Source organism: Sphingomonas parapaucimobilis NBRC 15100, assembly GCF_000787715.1.
Classification (GTDB): Bacteria; Pseudomonadota; Alphaproteobacteria; order Sphingomonadales; family Sphingomonadaceae; genus Sphingomonas; species Sphingomonas parapaucimobilis.
Genome location: NZ_BBPI01000069.1, coordinates 59,395 through 77,644, shown reverse-complemented (window position 1 = coordinate 77,644; position 18,250 = coordinate 59,395). Strand labels below are relative to the sequence as shown.

General features: G+C 65.3%; 11 protein-coding genes and 1 pseudogene. 6 read left to right on the top strand and 6 right to left on the bottom strand.

Annotated features, from left to right (window positions below):
- Positions 1-348: 348 nt before the first annotated feature.
- Positions 349-3,498, top strand: coding sequence for a TonB-dependent receptor (locus SP5_RS12420; protein ID WP_042489134.1), 3,150 nt, complete (start codon positions 349-351; stop codon positions 3,496-3,498).
- A 225-nt stretch (positions 3,499-3,723) separates the two neighbouring features.
- A complete protein-coding gene (locus tag SP5_RS12415; RefSeq protein ID WP_245613483.1) occupies positions 3,724-6,321 on the top strand; it encodes a GAF domain-containing hybrid sensor histidine kinase/response regulator in 2,598 nt (865 codons plus the stop codon).
- On the opposite strand, the gene SP5_RS12410 is transcribed toward SP5_RS12415, so the two are convergent.
- The 3 genes from SP5_RS12410 to SP5_RS12400 all read right to left on the bottom strand — a co-directional run bounded on the left by SP5_RS12410 (position 6,315) and on the right by SP5_RS12400 (position 9,129).
- Positions 6,315-6,908: a DUF2076 domain-containing protein gene (locus SP5_RS12410; protein ID WP_052811532.1), complete on the bottom strand. Its 594-nt coding sequence runs from the start codon at positions 6,906-6,908 to the stop codon at positions 6,315-6,317. The two genes, SP5_RS12415 and SP5_RS12410, sit on opposite strands and share 7 nt — an antisense overlap.
- Positions 6,909-7,017: 109 nt before the next feature.
- Complete coding sequence (locus SP5_RS12405) at positions 7,018-8,529, bottom strand: FAD-dependent oxidoreductase (RefSeq protein ID WP_042489131.1); 1,512 nt, start codon at positions 8,527-8,529, stop codon at positions 7,018-7,020.
- Between the two features lie 30 nt (positions 8,530-8,559).
- Positions 8,560-9,129 (bottom strand): Dps family protein, encoded by a 570-nt coding sequence (locus SP5_RS12400; protein ID WP_174435540.1) that lies wholly within the window; start codon positions 9,127-9,129, stop codon positions 8,560-8,562.
- 193 nt (positions 9,130-9,322) lie between these two features.
- Between SP5_RS12400 and SP5_RS12395 the strand changes: the two genes are divergently transcribed.
- Both SP5_RS12395 and SP5_RS12390 read left to right on the top strand, forming a co-directional pair.
- Entirely contained in the window at positions 9,323-10,678 is a 1,356-nt protein-coding gene (locus tag SP5_RS12395; RefSeq protein WP_042489129.1) for an alpha/beta hydrolase, read from the top strand.
- Positions 10,675-12,213, top strand: a complete 1,539-nt coding sequence (locus SP5_RS12390; RefSeq protein ID WP_042489126.1) for a GMC family oxidoreductase — start codon at positions 10,675-10,677, stop codon at positions 12,211-12,213. Before SP5_RS12395 ends, SP5_RS12390 begins: the two co-directional genes overlap by 4 nt.
- Here SP5_RS12390 and SP5_RS12385 read toward each other — a convergent pair.
- Positions 12,210-13,091 carry a polysaccharide deacetylase family protein gene (locus SP5_RS12385; protein WP_042489123.1) on the bottom strand — a complete coding sequence of 294 codons (882 nt, stop codon included), beginning with the start codon at positions 13,089-13,091 and terminating at the stop codon, positions 12,210-12,212. The genes SP5_RS12390 and SP5_RS12385 overlap by 4 nt on opposite strands.
- Before the next feature lie 175 nt (positions 13,092-13,266).
- Here SP5_RS12385 and SP5_RS12380 point away from each other — a divergent pair.
- Positions 13,267-14,289, top strand: a pseudogene (locus SP5_RS12380) (glycoside hydrolase family 43 protein); the annotation flags it as partial.
- A gap of 36 nt (positions 14,290-14,325) precedes the next feature.
- Here SP5_RS12380 and SP5_RS12375 read toward each other — a convergent pair.
- Together SP5_RS12375 and SP5_RS12370 are read right to left on the bottom strand one after the other, a co-directional pair.
- A complete protein-coding gene (locus SP5_RS12375) occupies positions 14,326-15,525 on the bottom strand; it encodes an MFS transporter (RefSeq protein ID WP_042489118.1) in 1,200 nt (399 codons plus the stop codon).
- 53 nt (positions 15,526-15,578) lie between these two features.
- Positions 15,579-17,849 carry a beta-glucosidase gene (locus SP5_RS12370; protein WP_439645618.1) on the bottom strand — a complete coding sequence of 757 codons (2,271 nt, stop codon included), beginning with the start codon at positions 17,847-17,849 and terminating at the stop codon, positions 15,579-15,581.
- Between the two features lie 168 nt (positions 17,850-18,017).
- On the opposite strand from SP5_RS12370, the gene SP5_RS19215 reads away from it, so the two are divergent.
- Complete coding sequence (locus SP5_RS19215; protein ID WP_139330371.1) at positions 18,018-18,224, top strand: hypothetical protein; 207 nt, start codon at positions 18,018-18,020, stop codon at positions 18,222-18,224.
- Positions 18,225-18,250: the final 26 nt, after the last annotated feature.

Here is an 18,250-nt window from a genome sequence, read left to right as displayed (position 1 = left end):
ACTTTCGGCCGGCGCCTGGACTTAGCGCTCTCGTTTCATCTTGATACGGCCGGGCTGTGGCAGAACGGCCATAGTTCGTCACGAACCCGTTGCGGCCTAACCAATTTTCATTGACTTGTGGACCAATAGCGCAGAACGATAGCGCTATCAGCATACGCCGCATTAGACGGTTGGAGGGGATAGCATGGTTAACGGCATCGTCATGGCCGACGCATCGGCAGACCGCGAGACGCGTGTTCCCAGCCATCATCGCGGGCCACCGGCACCCTGATCCGACACCGACCCGATCCAACGAAATCAATCCGCATGTCGCAACGAACGACAGCGGGCCGCAAGAGAGGACCTGACATGAAATCCGTGCCCACCATCCGGCTCAGCCGCATCGCCCTGCTTTGCGCCACGGCCGTTGGCGCGATGAGCGCTTCGACGGCCTGGGCGCAGGCGGTTCCCGCCCCGCAAGGGCAGATACTTAATGACGGCCAGGATAACGGCCGCTCCGTGCCGCCCGCACCGCAAACCGATCAGACCCCGGGCACGCCCTCCGAAGACATCGTCGTCACCGGCTATCGCTCGAGCCTTGCGAAGTCGACCAATGCCAAGCGCGCGGCGACCGGCTTCACCGACTCGATCTTTGCCGAGGATATCGGCAAGTTTCCGGACACCAACATCGCGGAATCCTTCAATCGCATTCCGGGCGTCACCATCACCCGCGACGTGACCGGCGAAGGCACCAACGTCGCCATTCGCGGCCTGGGATCGAACTTCACCAACGTCACGCTGAACGGCGCGCCGATCGCGGTCGCCTCCTCGGGTTCGACCGACGCGCAGGGCACCGACCGCTCGGTCGACCTCAGCTTCTTCCCGACCGACCTGTTCACCAAGCTGACCGTGAACAAGAGCTACACCGCCGACCTGCTGGAAGGCGGCGCGGCGGGTAATATCGACCTGCGCTCTGCCCGCCCGTTCGACCGCAGCGGCCCCTTCCTCGCCTATAACATCCAGGGGTCGAAGCAGACGCCGGAAGACCGGATCGGTGCGCGTGGCTCGCTGATCGGCAGCTGGCGCAACGAAACGTTCGGCGTCCTTGCGGGCGTCTCGGCGCAGCGCCTGTTCACCGACACGCGCGGTTTCGAGACGATCGGCTATACCAACCCGCAGTTGACCGCCGCACAATGCGGTACGACGACCGTTTGCAACACCGGCACCGGTGGCGGCAACTGGACGATCCCGTCCACCGTTCCGAATGGCGCAGGTGCGGGCCTGATCCCCGGCACGGTGATCGACCGCAACTTCCTGCTCGCCAACAATCCGGGCGCGACCATCCAGCAGATCGACAACGGCCTGCTGCCGCGCCTGGGCCGCGTGACCAGCATTCGCGGTCCGCGTGACCGCATCAATGCGATCCTGAGCGCCGAATATCGCCCGACCGACGAGCTGCATTTCTATGTCGACGGCCTGTACGGCTTCAAGAAGAACGAGCTGACCCGTGAGAATATGGCCTGGATCGTCCGCAACGGCGCGATCATCCCGACCAACCTCACCTTCGACAAGTCGGATTGCAGCGCGGGCTGCACCGTCACCGGCGGCACCTTTGCCAATGCCCAGTTCTTCAACGAATTCCGCCCCTATACCGAGACGACGCGCCTCTGGAGCGTCAATCCGGGCGCCGAGTGGCAGATCAACGACAAGCTGAAGCTGAACTTCCAGGGTAATTACGCCCGGTCGACCTTCCACCGCGAAAGCCCGACCGTCGGCATGACGACGCCGCTGGGCGTCGGCAACACCGTCACCTTCTCGAACAATGGCGGCATCCCGACGATCACTAGCGCGCTGGACCTGAACGATCCTAAGAATTTCGGCTGGTATGCGGGCAGCCGCGTCAACCTGCAGGACGAGCGTCGCCTGAACATCAACAAGGGCCTTCGCGGCGACCTGACCTGGGGCGACACCGCGCTGAACCTGAAGGTCGGCGGCGCTTATGACGACACGTCGCGCCGCATCCGGGGCTTCGACAACAGCCAGTTCTGGCAGAACGCCGTGTGCGGCAACAACCCGAACGTCGCCGTCCCCTCGCCCAACTCGCAGCCGCCCTGCGAAGGCCTGAACGCACCGGGCGCAGCCCCTGCGGGCTATCCGACTTATCCGGGTTATGGCACGGGCTTCAGCTCGGGCATGAGCGGCCCGGTCAGCTATGGCGGGTCGCTGATCCCCAACAGCGCGGCCCCCAGCTATCTGTCGCCGGGACCCGCCGGTTTCGTGACGGTCAATTGGCCCGCCTTTGCCAAGGCCAGCAACTACCAGTTCTTCCACGACAACGCGCCTGAGAATGGCGGCGCGAACACGGGCGCCAGCGCGGGTTTCATCCGCGAGGTCGTGAAGTCGGCCTTCGCGACCGTCAACGGCGCGCAGGAACTGGGCGGCAACACGCTGCGCTTCAATGTCGGCCTGCGCTACGTCAACACGATCCAGACGATCTCGGGCCGCGTCTCGCTGCCCGATCCCCGCAACACCACCGCTTCCGGCGCGTCGTTGCCCGACGGCAGCCGTTACCCGAGCATCATCAACATCGCTGAGACGCGCAACGTCTATTCCGAATGGCTGCCCGCCGCGACCTTCGCCTATGATATCGGCGAGCATGCCGTGGTCCGTGTCGCGGGTTCGCGCACCATGACCCGGCCCGATCCCTCGGCACAGCTGCCGGGCATCAACTTCGGCGCGCCCTCGGCCGACCAGGCCTCGATCGGCAACCCGGCACTCGCGCCCTATCTGTCGACCAATCTCGACCTGGGCTTCGAATATTATACCGGCCGTGAGGGCGTGATCAGCTTCAACGCGTTTCGCAAGTCGCTGGAAGGGTTCACCACCACCGCGATCAGCACGGTGCCCTTCTCGAACCTGGCGCAGTATGGCATCACCTATGACACGCTGAACCCGACGCAGCAGATCGCGATCAACGCGCGCGGTGGGCCTGGTGCGGCCCAGGTGCAGGTCACGTCACAGGTCAACGTGCCCAACAAGCTGACCATCAACGGCCTGGAATTCCAGTGGGTTCAGCCGCTCGACTTCCTGACCCGCGCGATCGGCATCACCGGCTTCGGCTTCAACGCCAACGCCACGATCGTCGACCAGCGCAGCGACGGCCCGGCCGTTGCGTTCGGCGTGGCGCCCTTCACCTACAATATCACCGGCTATTACGAGAAGAACGGCGTCATGCTGCGCGTCGCCACGACCTCGCGTCAGGGTGCTCAGAACAGCGGTGCGGCGCAGAACGGCATCCCCAACGCGGCGCTGTTCGGCACCGACTATACCACCTACGACTTCTCGTCGGCCTTCGACCTCGACAAGATCTTCGGGATTGCCGGTGCGCCGCAGCTGACCGTCAACGTCGCCAACTTCACCAATGCGACGCTGCGCTCCTACTTCCAGTTCGAGAACGCGACGTTCACCCAGTACAAGCCCGGCCGTCAGTTCCTGATCGGTCTGCGCGGCACCTTCTAAACTTTCCATCGCTCTTCCCTCGCGAGCGGATCGAGGCCCCGGCGAAAACCGGGGCCTTTTTTTGCGCGCGGTGCCGCCATCATATGCGGGCGAGGGCCATAGTTTGAGGCCGGTTAATGAGCGTTTCGCGCTTTTCGCTTTATAGAGTATCGTACGCTGGTGACAGCCGCATCCCCATCATTCCGTGAGACGCATGGCAAGGGCGTCGCTGCCGTCAGTGCTGGCGTGGAAACGCCCCCCTTTCTCACCGGCGGTGGCGATTGTGCCGATCGGATCGCTTACATGGACTGGTCCGCCACGGCGCTCGGCCCGGTCGAGCGCTGGACGATCGCGCTGAAGATGACGCTTGCCTTGGTGCTGCGTTCGACCGTTCCGTACCTCCTGCTCTGGGGAGAGGACGGAGTGATGCTGTACAACGACGCTTATGCCGCGTTTGTCGGGGACAGCCATCCGAAATTGCTGGGCAAGACGGTCCATGACGGCTGGCCCGACCATACCGCTTTCAGCGACGTCATCATGACCGCCGGTCTCGGCGGCAAGACACTGCATTTTCCGGACCGGCCGGTGACCCTCTGCCGTGATGGGCAGCAAATGCAGGCCTGGGCCAATTTCGACATTTCGCCCATCGCCGATGCACAGGGCAAGCCGGTCGGCGTCCTTTGCCTGATGGCCGACACGACGCAGCGGGTGCTGGCGGAACGCCGCGCCGCGTTCCTGTTGACCCTGTCCGATCATATTCGTGCGCTGGAGACACCGACCGAGATCATGGCGCTGGTGGCGGAGCGACTGGGTGAGGAACTGTCGGCCAGCCGCGTCTTCTATGCCGAGATCACGTCGCAAGGCTGGATGACCGTGGAGCGCGATTATGCGCGCGGCGTATCGTCGATCGTCGGCCGCCATTCGCTGGTCAGTTTCGGACCGGACCTGCTGGCCGCCTATCGTGGCGGCGCGCCGGTGGTCGTCACCAATGTCGGTGCCGACCACCGTCTGAGCGAGGGCGCGCGTTCGGGGCTTCAGGCCCGCGAGGTCGGCGCGTTCGTCGATGTCGTGCTCTTCGAGGAAACCGAATGGGTCGGCCTGCTCGCGGTCCAGAGCGCCACGCCGCGCATCTGGACACCCGAGGAGGAAGCGCTGGTCCAGAATGTCGGCGAACGGGTCAAGGTCGCGGTCGAACGTGCCCGCGCCGAGATGGCGCTGCGCGAACTGAAGGACACGCTGGAGCAGCAGGTCGTCGAGCGCACCGCCGAAATCCGCCGCTATCACGAGATCGTCGAGGCAATCGCCTCGCCCATCTGCGCTTTCGACACGGACTATAGGCTGATCGCCTTCAACAAGGCGCATAATCAGGAATTCCGACGGATCTTCGGTTTCGAAACCAAGATCGGTGACGTCTTGCCAGACCAATTCGTGCCTGATCAGCGTGATGCCATCCGATCGCTGATGACCCGCGCGCTGACCGGCGAGCATTTCACCGTCGCCGAAGCCTTTGGCAATCCGGATTTCGTCAGACCGAACTGGGAAATCACCTATACGCCGCTTCGTGACAGCGCGGGTCGGGTGATTGCAGCCTTTCATCAGGCCACCGACATTTCCGAGCGCCTGATGGCCGCAGCCGAACTGGAAGCGGCGCAGGAGGCTCTGCGGCAAAGCCAGAAGGTGGAGGCGATGGGCAGCCTGACCGGCGGCGTCGCGCACGACTTCAACAACCTGCTGACCCCGATCATCGGCTCGCTGGACATGCTGATGCGCAGGGGCTCCGGCACGGCGCGTGAAAAGCGGTTGATCGACGGTGCGCTCCAATCGGCCGAACGCGCCAAGACCCTTGTCCAGCGGCTTCTCGCCTTCGCCCGCCGCCAGCCGCTTCAGCCGACCGCCGTTGATCTGAGCCAGCTGGTCGACAGCATGGCCGACCTGATCGAATCGACGGTCGGCCCGACCATCACGCTGGAGGTTGAGGTCGCCGACGCCCTGCCCCCCGCCAGGGCCGACGCCAACCAGCTTGAGATGGCGCTGCTCAATCTGGCGGTCAATGCGCGTGATGCCATGCCGAACGGCGGCACGCTGTCGGTCAAGGTCCACCGCTACGGGGTCGACAGCCAGCAGATCGTCGACGTTCCGGCGGGTGATTATATCTGCCTGAGCGTGGGCGATACCGGCATGGGCATGGATGAGGCGACCCGCCAGCGCGCGATCGAACCCTTTTTCTCGACCAAGGGCGTCGGCAAGGGGACGGGCCTGGGGCTGTCCATGGTGCATGGTCTGGCAGCCCAGCTTGGCGGCGGCCTGACGATTTTGAGTGCGCTGGGGCGGGGGACGGCGATCACACTCTGGCTGCCGCTCAGCGACGTCAAAACGGCGACGACCGCGCCTGTGGTCCCTGCCTCGGCAAAGGCCGATGGCACCGGCACCGTCTTGCTGGTGGACGACGAGGACCTGGTGCGGATGAGCACCGCCGACATGCTGGCCGATCTGGGCTACGGCGTGGTCGAGGCATCGTCCGGCGAACAGGCACTGGAACTGGTGCAAGCCGGGCTGCGCCCCGACCTGCTCGTTACCGATCACCTCATGCCCGGTCTGAGTGGCGCGCAGCTGGCCCGCGACCTGCAGGGCAAACTGCCCGGGATTCGTTGCATCATCGTATCAGGCTATGCCGAGGCGGAGGGGATGGACATTGAGATGGCGCGGCTGACCAAGCCGTTCCGCAGCGAGGAACTGGCGGCCGGTCTGGCCGCCATCGGAGTGCAGGCCTCCGGCGCTTCTGCCTTCGCAAACCGGACGGCCCCCGAAGAAGGGGACGCCGCCCGGCCGATCATCGCTCAATAATCGTCGAAATTGTCAAAGGCGGAATTGCCTTCGTCAAAACGGCCTCCATCGTCATCGTTGAACGTGTTGATGGTAATATTCTCGGGTTGGCCCATAAAGCCCTGACCTCCGCCGCCGAACAAGCCGCCAACACCGCCGCCGCGATGGCCCAACATGTCGGACAGGCCGGAAAACAGCATCTCGCCGCCGACGACGCCTGCCGCCGTGGTGCCCGCGCTGCGCAGGAAGCTGCCCAGCCCGCCACCGCCGGAGAAGACGCCGGGCCGGGCCTCGGCTGGGGGTGGTGAATAGCTGTCTTCGGTCCGCGAACCCCAGGGACCGCCAGCACCGCCCTGCGGCAGGAAGCTGTTGCTTGCCGGTGCCGGGCGCGCCAGCTGCTCACGCTCCAGCTCGGTGATCCGCTGCTGGGCGGCGTGAAGCGACTGGTCGGCGACGATGGCATGCTGGACCAACAGATAGGCCGCATCCGGATTGGATGACAGCGTACGGGCGATCATGGCATCGGCCTCGGGGTCCTTCATACGCGCGCGCGCAACAGACAATTCATCGAGAAACCGAGTGAGCAGCGTGTGTTCTTCGACGTTCATCGGGGCACTCCAGTCATACGCCCCGAAAGATCGTCCAGTCCGCCGCCAAATCAAGACTGGACGGCGTGGATGACCGATTATTCATCCCGACGGCATCTTGCCTCCAGCCTCATGAACGACCTCGCTGCTCCCACTCATATTCCTTTTGCAAAGCAAGTTCGTCGCGCCCTGCTGTCAGTATCGCCTGCTCGCGACCATCTTCAGCAAACGACACGACAAAGTCCTTCGTCGGAACATCGCCATCGATCGTCCGGTCTTCAGGTGACGCGACATGTCCGACATAGCGCAGGCTGAGGTCGTAATGACCCGACCAGAAAAACGGCACCTCCTGATAGCCGCCATTCGCCTGCCCCATGAAATGCCGGGCGAGCCACTGGCCCATGCGCTGTGCTACGACCCAATGCTCGACCCGAATGGAATGGCCAAGCCGGAGATCCGGCGCGTTGGCGATATCACCGATTGCGTAGATGGCGGGATCGGACGTCTGCAGTCGCGCATCGACCTTCACGCCGCCGCCATCGGCCTTGGCGGCCAGATCGAGCCCGGCCGCTTCCGCCAGTTCCACCCGCGGTCGCACCCCGATTCCAGCGACGACGATATCGCCGGTCACTTCGGAACCGTCGTCGAGCATGGCGACATGGCCGTCCCAGCGCGCGATGCGGCGGTTCAGATGGAACGCGACGCCCTTGGACTCGTGCAGGTTGCGGATCATTGCGCCGACTTCAGGCCCGGCCGTCTTCTCCAGCGGCAGTTCGTCTTCGGATATGACCACGACTTCCAGCCCCCGTGCAATCAGCGAGGCGGCAACCTCCAGGCCGATATAGCTCGACCCGATCACGATGGCGCGCTTCGCCTGCCCTGCCGCAGCGATCAGCCGATCGGCATCGGCCAGTGTTCGCAAGGCGAACACATCCCCGCGATCCGCACCGTAAAAATCGGGAGACACGACCGCCGCGCCCGTTGCCAGCACCAGCCGGTCATAAGACATGGTATCACCATCCGTCAGGACGACCGCTTTGGCCGCGCGGTCGATCCACGACACCGCCATGCCCGAACGCAGGTCCACGCCCTCCAGCACTGGGAGGCTCGTTTCGTCGCGCTTTGCCTTGCCCGCCAGATACTGTTTTGAGCAGAAGGTGCGATCATAAGGCGCATCACCCTCCTCGCCAATCACCGTCACCGTCGCGCCTGCTCCGTGGCGCGCCAGCATTTCGGCACAGGCGTGCCCCGCGGCGCCAGCGCCGATGATGACGATACAGCCAAGGTCGGTGGTGTCCGCCGCTTTGGGTGCAGGGACCGGATCGGCGGAACCGATTACCCGCAATTGGCCGTCATCCTCGACCACTTCGAACCGCTCCAGCGGTGCGAAGGCGGGCGCCCCCACCGCCTCGCCCGTCTCGATATCGAAACGGGCATGATGCCAGGGGCAGCGAAGCGTGCCGTCCGCGACGATCCCGTCGGCCAGGGGCGCTTTCAGATGCGTACACTGGCCCGCCAGCGCGCAGACCCGCCCCTTGTGCCGGACAAGCACGACATCCTGTCCGTCCAGCATACCGACGACGATCCGCCCCTCCTGCACGTCGCTAGAGGCGATGCCCTTCGCCAGATCACGATCCGCCATCGCCTCTTGCCTTTCCGATCTCGCTGGGGGTCAGTCGGCGCGCTGGAGCGCGGTCGCGGCCAGATGCTCACCGATGAACCAGACCTGCGGCTCGTTGGAGCGGATGATGTCGCTGACCAGCAGGTCGTTGGTGCCGTCATCGCCGGACTCGTCGGCGGTCTTTGCGCCCTCATGCGCCTGTTCCAGCACGACCCGATGCGCCTCCAGCAGGCGGGCGAGCATCGTCGGCACATCCTCGCGGCCCCGTGGCGGACGCGGGATACGTGTCATCTCTGCCACGTCATGCGGCGTTGCGATGCTAATGCCTCCCAGCGCCTGGATACGCTCGGCCACCATGTCGACCAGCTCGGCCTGTTTCTCGTAATGCGTGTCGAGCAGCAGATGGAGCTGGTAAAAGGTCGCCCCCGACATCTGCCAATGATGCTTCTTGTAGAGATCGCGCAGCATCATCGTGTCGGCCAGAACCTGGTTCAGAATCGATACGCTTTGCTTGCGGGCATTTTCGGACAGACCAAGCGGCAAGTCCTTCAGTGTGCCGAACGGCTGGATTTCGCGATATTCGATCTTGTACTGCGGCTGCGCCTGGTCGGTATCGGCCACGACTTTACTCCGATCATGGATATGGACCGTGGCCAAGCGCTTACGTTGGCGCAGGGTTCCATGAATTTTGCGGCATCGCGCGGGCGACGAGAATTATCGCCTGTGATCCAAATTAATTTCTGTTGGGCGACATTTGTCAGGAACGGACCGTGTCGTGCGGCGTCCAGCATGGGCTTTCAAGGAACCCGGCCGCATGATCCAACCGACCTTCGTCTTTCTCCACGCCCTGGGCTCCAGCCGTCGGGAATGGGAGCCGGTATGCCAGCATCTCGGTGATGCGCCCTGTATCGCGCTCGACTTGCCGGGCTTTGGCGCGCGGATCGATGAAGGCTATGCCGATGTCGCCGCAATGGCCGACGATCTGGCCGACACGATCCGCCACCACCGCCTGACCGCCTCTATTCTGGTCGGGCACAGCATGGGCGGCAAGATCGCCACGATCGTCGCGGCCCGCGCCGCGGCGGGGGAGATCGGGCTGGCCGGGGTCGTCGGCGTGGTGCTGGTCGCAGCCTCCCCGCCCTCTCCCGAACCAATGGAAGAGGAACGGCGCACGCAGATGATCGGCTGGGTCGATAGCGGATCGATCGGGCAAGAGGATGCCGAGACCTTCGTGAAGGCCAATACCGCGTCGGCGTTGCCACCTGAACGGCATGATCGGGCAGTTGCGGACGTACAAGCTTCGAGCCGAGAGGCGTGGCTCGGCTGGCTGGAGCGCGGAAGCCTGGAGGACTGGAGCGGCCAGGTCGGCCGGATTTCCATACCCGCAATGATCGTCGCTGGCTCGGAAGACGGCGATCTGAACGTGGATGCGCAGCGCCAGCTCAACGCCCCGCATTATCGTCACGCGGATATCCGCGTGGTGGATGGTGCCGCCCATATGATTCCTTTTGAACAGCCCGAGGCGCTTGTCCGGTTGCTCGCAGACCATGCCGCATCGCTGTCCTCGTCGATCCTTCCGGTCGGGTTCGTTGATATCCTGAGTTCCGCCCGGGTCAGCCGACGCACTCGCGCTGCCATGCTGGAACGGACCCGGCCCGTTTCCGACGCCGGACTTCCATGGTCGGAGGCCGAACGGGCGACCGTCGAGGCCCTGATCGCGCATATCCTGCCGGAAGACGTCTCCACCCATGATCTCGCGCGGCGGATCGAGGCGGTCATCGTGCAGGGGCCGGGAGACGGTTGGCGCTTTGCCGACTTACCGCCCGATCCGGAGGCCTGGCGGCAGGGCTTGCTGACGCTTGACACGCTCACTGGCGGATTTACCGCCCTGGACCATCAGGCCCGGTCCGAATGGCTGGACCGCATCGCTGCGGGAGGCCAAGACGCCGCCGTGGATACGGGACCGCTGTCGCCGAAGCAAATGGCCCTGTGGTTCCAGGACGTTCGGGCCGAGGTCGTGCGCCAATGGGCGGCGCTGCCCTCGACGATGGCGGCAATCGGTTATGACGGCTTTGCGGTCGGCGGCGATGGACCGCGCAACCAGGGCTATCGGCGGACCGGCGCGAACGATGTCGAAGTCTGGCAGATGGTAGAGGAGAAGATCGCATGAGCCGCGCCCCCTATGCCACGACCGAGATGGTCGATGCCGTTGTGATCGGCACCGGCGCGGGCGGCGCCCCGCTGACCGCGCGACTGGCCGAAGCCGGGCTGTCGGTCGTCGCGCTCGAGGCAGGTCGGTCCTTCACCCCGAGCGAACATGTCGCGGACGAACTCGCCGCCGATATCTACTGGATGGAAGAGCGACTGAGCGGCGGCAACGATCCGACCGCCTTCGGATCGAACAATTCCGGCATGGGTGTCGGCGGCTCGACGCTCCATTGGGGGGCCTTTTGCCCGCGCCCCGATCCCCGCGACCTGCAACTGAAGACGATGACCGGCCAAGGTGCGGACTGGCCCGTCCCCCATGCCGAACTGATCGCCTATGTCGAACAGGTCGAACAATTTACCGGTGTTTCCGGCCCCGCCCGCTACCCCTGGGATGAGGCCCGCCGCTATGCCTATCCGCCGGTTCCGCGCAACGCCTCTGCCGAGGTGATGGCGCGAGGGTGCGAGGCATTGGGGATCACCGCGACCGATGCTCCGGCCGCACTCGTCTCGCGCGATCGGGAACAGCCATATTGGGGGCAGCGGCAGGCCTGCGTCAGTTGCGGCACATGCCATCAGGGCTGCCGCAATGCCGCCAAGACCAGCATGGACACCAGCTATCTGCCCAAAGCCGTCGCACATGGCGCCGAAATCCGGTCCCGGGCACGCGTCCTGTCCTTCGAGTTCGACCAGGAGGGTCGGATCGACGGGGTCGTCTATCATCAGGGCGGCGAGGAGCATCGCCAGCGCTGCCGCGCCGTCTTCCTGTGCGCGGGCGGGGTGGAGAGCCCGCGCCTGTTGTTGAACCTCGGCCTTGCCAATTCCAGCGGCCAGGTCGGCCGCAACTTCATGGCGCATGTCGCGACCCAGATCTGGGGGCGCTTCGATGACGAGATGCGGATGAACCGGGGCTATCCCTCCTCGCTGATCAGTGAGGACATGATGCGCCCCGACGATGCCGATTGCGTCGGCGGCTATCTGATGCAGAGCCTGGGCGTGCTGCCGGTCAACCTCGCCACCGGACTGGCGCGCGGGGCGGGCATGTGGGGGACGCGGCTCCAGTCGATCCTGCGAAACTATAACCGCATGGCGGGGATCGGCATCAACGGCGATTGCCTGCCGCATCCCGACAACCGCCTGACCCTGTCGGACGAAACCGACGCCTTCGGCCATCGCAAGGCGCGGATAAATTTCAGCTATCACGCCAACGAGCGCGCCATCGATCAGCATTCCCGGCGCGTCATGACCGCCATCTGGGAAGCGGCGGGCGCGCAGGACATTTTTGCGGTCGATCGCTCGGCGCACACCATCGGCACGTGCCGGATGGGCGACAAGGGCGACGAAGCGGTGGTCGATGCGGACGGGCGCAGCTTCGACATCGCCAATCTGTGGATTTGCGACAACTCGGTCTTCCCGAGTGCGCTGGCCGCCAATCCCGCGCTGACGATCATGGCGCTGTCGCTGCGCACGGCGGATCGCTTCCTGGCGTCGGGGCGCTAGGCGGCGAGCCCGTTCGCCTCGACATGGTCGGCGATCGCTCCGGCGGTCGTCCACCATATCCGGGGATCATCGGCCTCGCGCAGCGCCGTCAGCACGCGGGCGAGAGGCGGCACGCGGTGTGCCTGCCCCATGATATAGGGGTGTAGCGCGATCCCCAGGACAGAGGGGCGGCGATCGGCTTCGGACAGCAATTGCTCGACGGCATCGCGGATCATCGCGGCAAAAGCGTCCGCCTCCTGCTTGCGCTGGATCACGGCGGGCAGGTCGTTGATCTCCTGCGAATAGGGAATGGACAGAAGTTCGCCGTGCTCGGTCGCCAAACGGGTCGGCTGGTCGTCATGCGCCCAGTCCAGGACATAGCGATACCCCGCCGCCTTGAGCAGATCGGGCGTCGCCTCGCTCTCCGAAATCCAGGGGCCTAGCCAGCCGATCGGGCGCGTGCCGAGCGCGGCCAGCTTGTCGCTCACGTCGGCAATCAGGCGGCGTTCCTCATCCTGCCCCAGCTTCCCCTGCGCCTTCGCATTGGTGCCGCCATGCGCAGCGATCTCGTCACCCCGGTCGCGACAGGCCTCGGCCAGTCCCGGACAGCGATCGAGCACATCCGCGTTCAGCAGTGCGGTCGTCTTCAGTTCCAGCCGGTCGAACAACTCGAACAGCCGCCAAGCGCCGACCCGATTGCCATAGTCGCGCCAGGCATAGTTCATCACGTCCGGCTGGTTCTGCGACGGGGCAAGCTCGGCCCCCAGGCCGCCGCCAAAGTCGAATACCTCATGATTGACACCCAGATAGATGGCGACCCTGCGCCCCTCGGGCCAATCATAGGCGGGGCGGTCGATGATAGGGCGAAAGGGGTAACGACCCGGATCGGATGAAGACATGGCGCGTCAACGTCGCCCCGCACCAATGGATGCTCGGTGTCTCCAAATCCGCAGATTTGTAATGTCGGAGTTTTGGGCTAGGGCTGTGGCTTCGATGTGCCCCGTGGCGATTCGAATAACAAGGACCGCTACGATCCCGTCCGGGACGGCGCGGCCGACAGGCGGAGGATGGACCATGCTGACCCGACGTTCCTTCATGGCTGGTGCGACCGCCGCCATGGCCCTGCCCTCTGTCGCACGGGCGGCGGGTACGCCGACCATCGTCAATCCGGTTGTCCGTCAGCGCGCCGATGCGCAGGTCTTCCGCCACACCGACGGCTGGTATTACATGACCGGATCGGTGCCTGAATATGACCGGCTGGTCTTGCGCCGCTCGAAGACGCTGGCGGGTCTGACGACGGCGACCGAAAGGGTGCTGTGGCGGCATCTGCCGAGCGGGCCGATGTCGGGCTTCATCTGGGCGCCCGAGATGCATCTGATCGACGGCCGCTGGACCATGTATTTCGCGGCAGGACCGAGCGGCGGCGGTGAAGACGTGTTCCGCATCCGCACCTTCGCGGTGGTGTGCGACGGCCCCGATCCGATGACCGGCAACTGGTCGGTGCTGGGCCAGTTGCAGACCGAATGGGACAGCTTCACTCTCGACTCGACCAGCTTCGTCCACAAGGGCCAGCGTTATCTGGCATGGGCACAGAGCGAGCCGGGCATTGCCACCAATTCCAACCTCTATCTCGCGCCGCTCAAGACCTCGCTGACCCTGGCCGCCAAGCCGGTGCGGCTGTCGGTGCCGACGCTGGACTGGGAGATCCAGGGTTTCAAGGTCAATGAGGCTCCCGCCCTGCTCGCCCGCAACGGCAAGCTGTTCATGACCTATTCGGCCAGTGCGACCGATGCCCGCTACTGCATGGGGATGCTGACCTGCAACGCCGATGCCGAGCTGATGAACGCGGCTAACTGGTCCAAATCGACGGTGCCGGTCTTCAAGACCTCCACCGCGCACAAGGTTTACGGACCGGGGCACAACAGCTTCACGGTCGACGAGCGCGGGCGTGATGTGCTGGTTTACCACGCCCGCGACTATCGTGAAATCAAGGGCGATCCGTTGTTCGATCCCAATCGCGATACGCGGATGCAGTATTTCCGATACCGCGCCGATGGCTCACCCGATTTCGGCGAGCCGGTCGCCAATGGGCCGCTCCGCCGGACCTGAGCGAATATTGCTCTGACAATTGCCCTATCGCCACGCCTGGACGCCCAAAATGGCCAGGCCGCCAGCCATCGTGACCATGGCAAGCATCACCAGCACGGCGTCGAAGTCCTGCGGCGTGGCGAAGGTCCAGGTCAGGCCCGCACCGATGATGGTCGACAGGGTGTTGGTCAGGTTGAACAGGCCCAGATCGCGGCCCCGATGCCGGGGATCGGGCAGAAGCTGGAAGCTGAGCCCGACGTGCAAGGCGACGAAGACGGACGATCCGGCAGTATAGAGTATGAACGCCGCCGCTGCGGCAAGACGGCTAGTTGCCCCGGCCATGGCCAGCAGGCCCAGCGCCGCGACCAGCGCCGCCAGCAACAGGATGTCCCGGCGGCGCTCCATCCGGTCCGCCAATCGCCCCAGCAGCAGGGCGATCGGCAAGGGCAGGACAAAGGCACAGGTAAAGACCCGCCCGACCCAGCGCGGCAGATCGGCATATTCGGCGGGCGGAACTATGGTCTCGAAATAATAGAGCAGATAGACCTGGGTCACGACCGCCGCGACCTGGACGCACAGCCGCGCGACACCCGCAATGATGAAATCCTGCCTGGACGGTCTCGACGGCGTGGCCGCGATGCCCTCGTCCGATATGGAGCCTCCTGCCCCGACCAGCAGCAACGGCAGGACGCAGAGCATGACCGCCATCACCAAGGCCGCCAGCCGCCCCTGCTCCCCCAGCAGCATTTCGCCCACCAGCCAGGTCGACATGGCCGAGGCCACCGGATTGCCGAGCGCGATCAGGCCCCCCGTCAGCCCACGCTTCGCATCGGGTATTTCCTCCGCCATGATTGCCATCAGCGGGGCGAGGAGCGCGTTGACCGCGAACTGGAAGAACAGGATCGCCGCGACCAGCATCACGGGCGTAGCGGCCATTCCGATCGCGGCATAGCTGGCCACCACCCCCGCCAGCCCGATCGCCATCAAGCGCCGCCGACCACGCCCCGCCCGCTGCGACCGATCGCTCAGCCAGCCGAACAGGATATTGGCGAGGCTCGCCGTCGCCGCGCCCAGCACCGCGACCAGCGAGAGCAAGGCGATCCGGCCATCCGGGCTGACCGCCTCCACCTTCATCGGCACCAACAGGGTCAGCAGTGGCAGATACGCCGCCACCCCGCCGATATTGGCCAGCGCATAGAGCCCCAGGGGCGGACGCTGGCGTGGATGGGTGCGATCAGGGGCCATCGCCCACCCTTGCCCCCGATCGCACGCCAAGGGCAACGGGCCTTACGACTTCCTCAAGGCTTCATCGTCTGCGCATCGATCCGGGTGGCGCTGACCATCGCCCGGTCGGTCGCGTCATGCGCCACCGCGACGCGATAGGTACCGCCCCGGATCCGCCAGCCGGGAAGCGCGGTGTCGTAATCCGCCAGCAGACGCGGTTCGGCGATCAGGGTGATGCGGCGCGCCTCACCGGGCTTCAGCGTCACGCGCTGGAACGCCGCCAATCGCATCGGATCACCGCTGCCGTCGCGCGTCACATAGATTTGCGGCACGTCCGACCCGGCGCGCTGGCCGGTGTTGACGATATCGACCGTGACACGGACCGTCTTGCCGCCGGTGACGACCGGATTGCGATAGGCGAAATTGGTATAGCTAAGGCCATGGCCGAAGGGGAAAAGCGGCTTCAACCCCTTTTTCTCATACCAGCGATAGCCGACATCGGCGCCCTCGACATAATCGACCGGGAAGCTCTGGAGGGTCGGTGCCGGCGTCGCCGCCGGATTGGCGGCGGCCGCCGCTTCGACCTCGCTCAGCCTGTCGAGCCCGACCGGACGCGGGCGCGGCGGTTGCGAAGCGTCGGCGGGGAAGGTGATCGGCAAGCGGCCCGAGGGATCGACCTGACCCGTCAGGATGGCGGCCAGCGCCTCGCCGCCGCGCTGCCCGGGATACCAGGCCTGGACCACGGCGGGGACCTTCGTGATCCAGGGCATGAGCACCGGGCCGCCCGTCTCCATCACCGCCACGGTATGCGGCTGCACGGCGGCGATCGCGGCGATCAGCGCGTCCTGCTGGTTCGGCAGGCGCAGGTCGGGCACGTCGTCCGCCTCGGTCGTCCACTGGGTCGCGAAGAAGATGGCCATGTCTGCATTTTTCGCCGCCGCGACCGTCGCGTTCAGGTTGCGCCCGTCCTGCCATTCGATCTCTACGCCCGGCAGTGCCTTGCGCAGCGCGTTGAGCGGCGAAGAGGCATGATAGGTGATCCGCGCGAACGAGGACGATCCGCCATAGGCGAGCGGGATCTCGACCGGCGCGCCGCCGACCGAGCGGACCTGCGACGATCCGCCGCCCGACAGTACGCCGACATCGGCATTGCCACCGATCACCACGATCCGCTTGGCGGTGAGCGCGATCGGCAGGAGATTGCCGTCGTTCTTCAGCAGGACGATCCCCGCCTCCGCCGCGCGCTGGGCCACCTCGGCATGGGCGGCATAGTCGGGCGTCACCGCCTGGGCGGGCACGGCCGCGTCATAGGCGCCGGTTTCGATCAGTCCCGTCAGATAGCGCGCGACCATGTCGTTCAGCCGTGCCTCGGGCACCTCGCCCTTGACCACCGCCTCGGCGAGCGGCTCGGCGAAATAAATGGCCTTGTCCAGTTCCTGCCCGGACTCCTGGTCCAATCCGGCATTGGCGGCCTTCACGGTCGAATGCACCGCGCCCCAGTCGCTCATGACCCAGCCATGATAGCCCCAGTCGCGCTTCAGCACGTCGGTCAGCAAGTGGCGGTTCTCGCACGCCCAGTCGCCGTTGATCTTGTTATAGGCGCACATGACCGAGCCGGGCCGCCCCTGCTCGATCGCGATCTGGAAGGCGAGCAGGTCGCTCATCCGCAGCGCCGCCTCGCCGATCCGGGCGTCCAGGATGTTGCGGCCGGTTTCCTGTGCATTGAGCACATAATGCTTGATCGTCGAGACGATGCGGTTCGACTGCACGCCCGCGATATGCGCGCCGCCCAGCGTGCCAGCCAGCAGCGGATCCTCGCCCAGATATTCGAAATTGCGGCCGTTCCACGGATCGCGGGTCAGGTTGACGCCGCCCGCCAGCAGCACGTTGAACCGCTTGTCGCGCGCCTCCGCGCCGATCATCGCGCCACCGGCGCGGGCGATGGCCGGGTCGAAGCTGGCGGCCGTCGCCAGGCCGGAGGGCAGCGCGGTGGCGACGTCGCCGACCCGCTGTTCGACCTGATTGGCCACACCGAGCGAGGCGTCGCTCTCGCGCACCAGCGGGATGCCCAACCGAGGAATACCGTCGATATGTCCGGCCGAGGGGATCAGTTCCTCCTTCGACTTGCCCGCCGCCATGGTCGGGAACAGGCCATGGACCAGCAGGATCTTTTCCTCGCGGGTCATCTTCGCAACGATCCGGTCGGCACGCGCGCGTGCATCGGCGATGCTGGTTCGCGCCGCCTTCGCTGGCATAGGCTGCCGCGTCTGCGCCGACGCCCCGGTGCCCGCTGCGATCAGCGCCATCATCGCCAAGCCGCCCGCCATCTTGCCCTTCGTTACCATCACCCTCTCCCGATCATGCTGTTTTGCCGACCTGTGTTGCATTGCTGGCGGCCTGTCCAGAGAGCGTTCACAATCGTGCAAAATCAATGGCTGACGGCCTTGACGGCCACCGGCTTTGGCAGACTGAACGTTCTCCACGCTGCGGACAACCTCGCATGGCCCTTGACCATGGGTGTATCCACCGTCGCCTTGTCCCTGCCCGCCGCGGCGCTTCGCCGGTCACCCGCGCATGACCGGGTATGGAACATACCGGGCGACCTGTCGCTGGTCAGGCTCGACGGCACGCCAACCGGCCGGGTCGTCACCCCCGCCCACCTCGCCATCCGCGCCTCTACCGCTCCGCCAAGACAGGACAAGCGTGCCGACATGCGATAGGCGTGGTTTGAAGCACTTGGAGACGA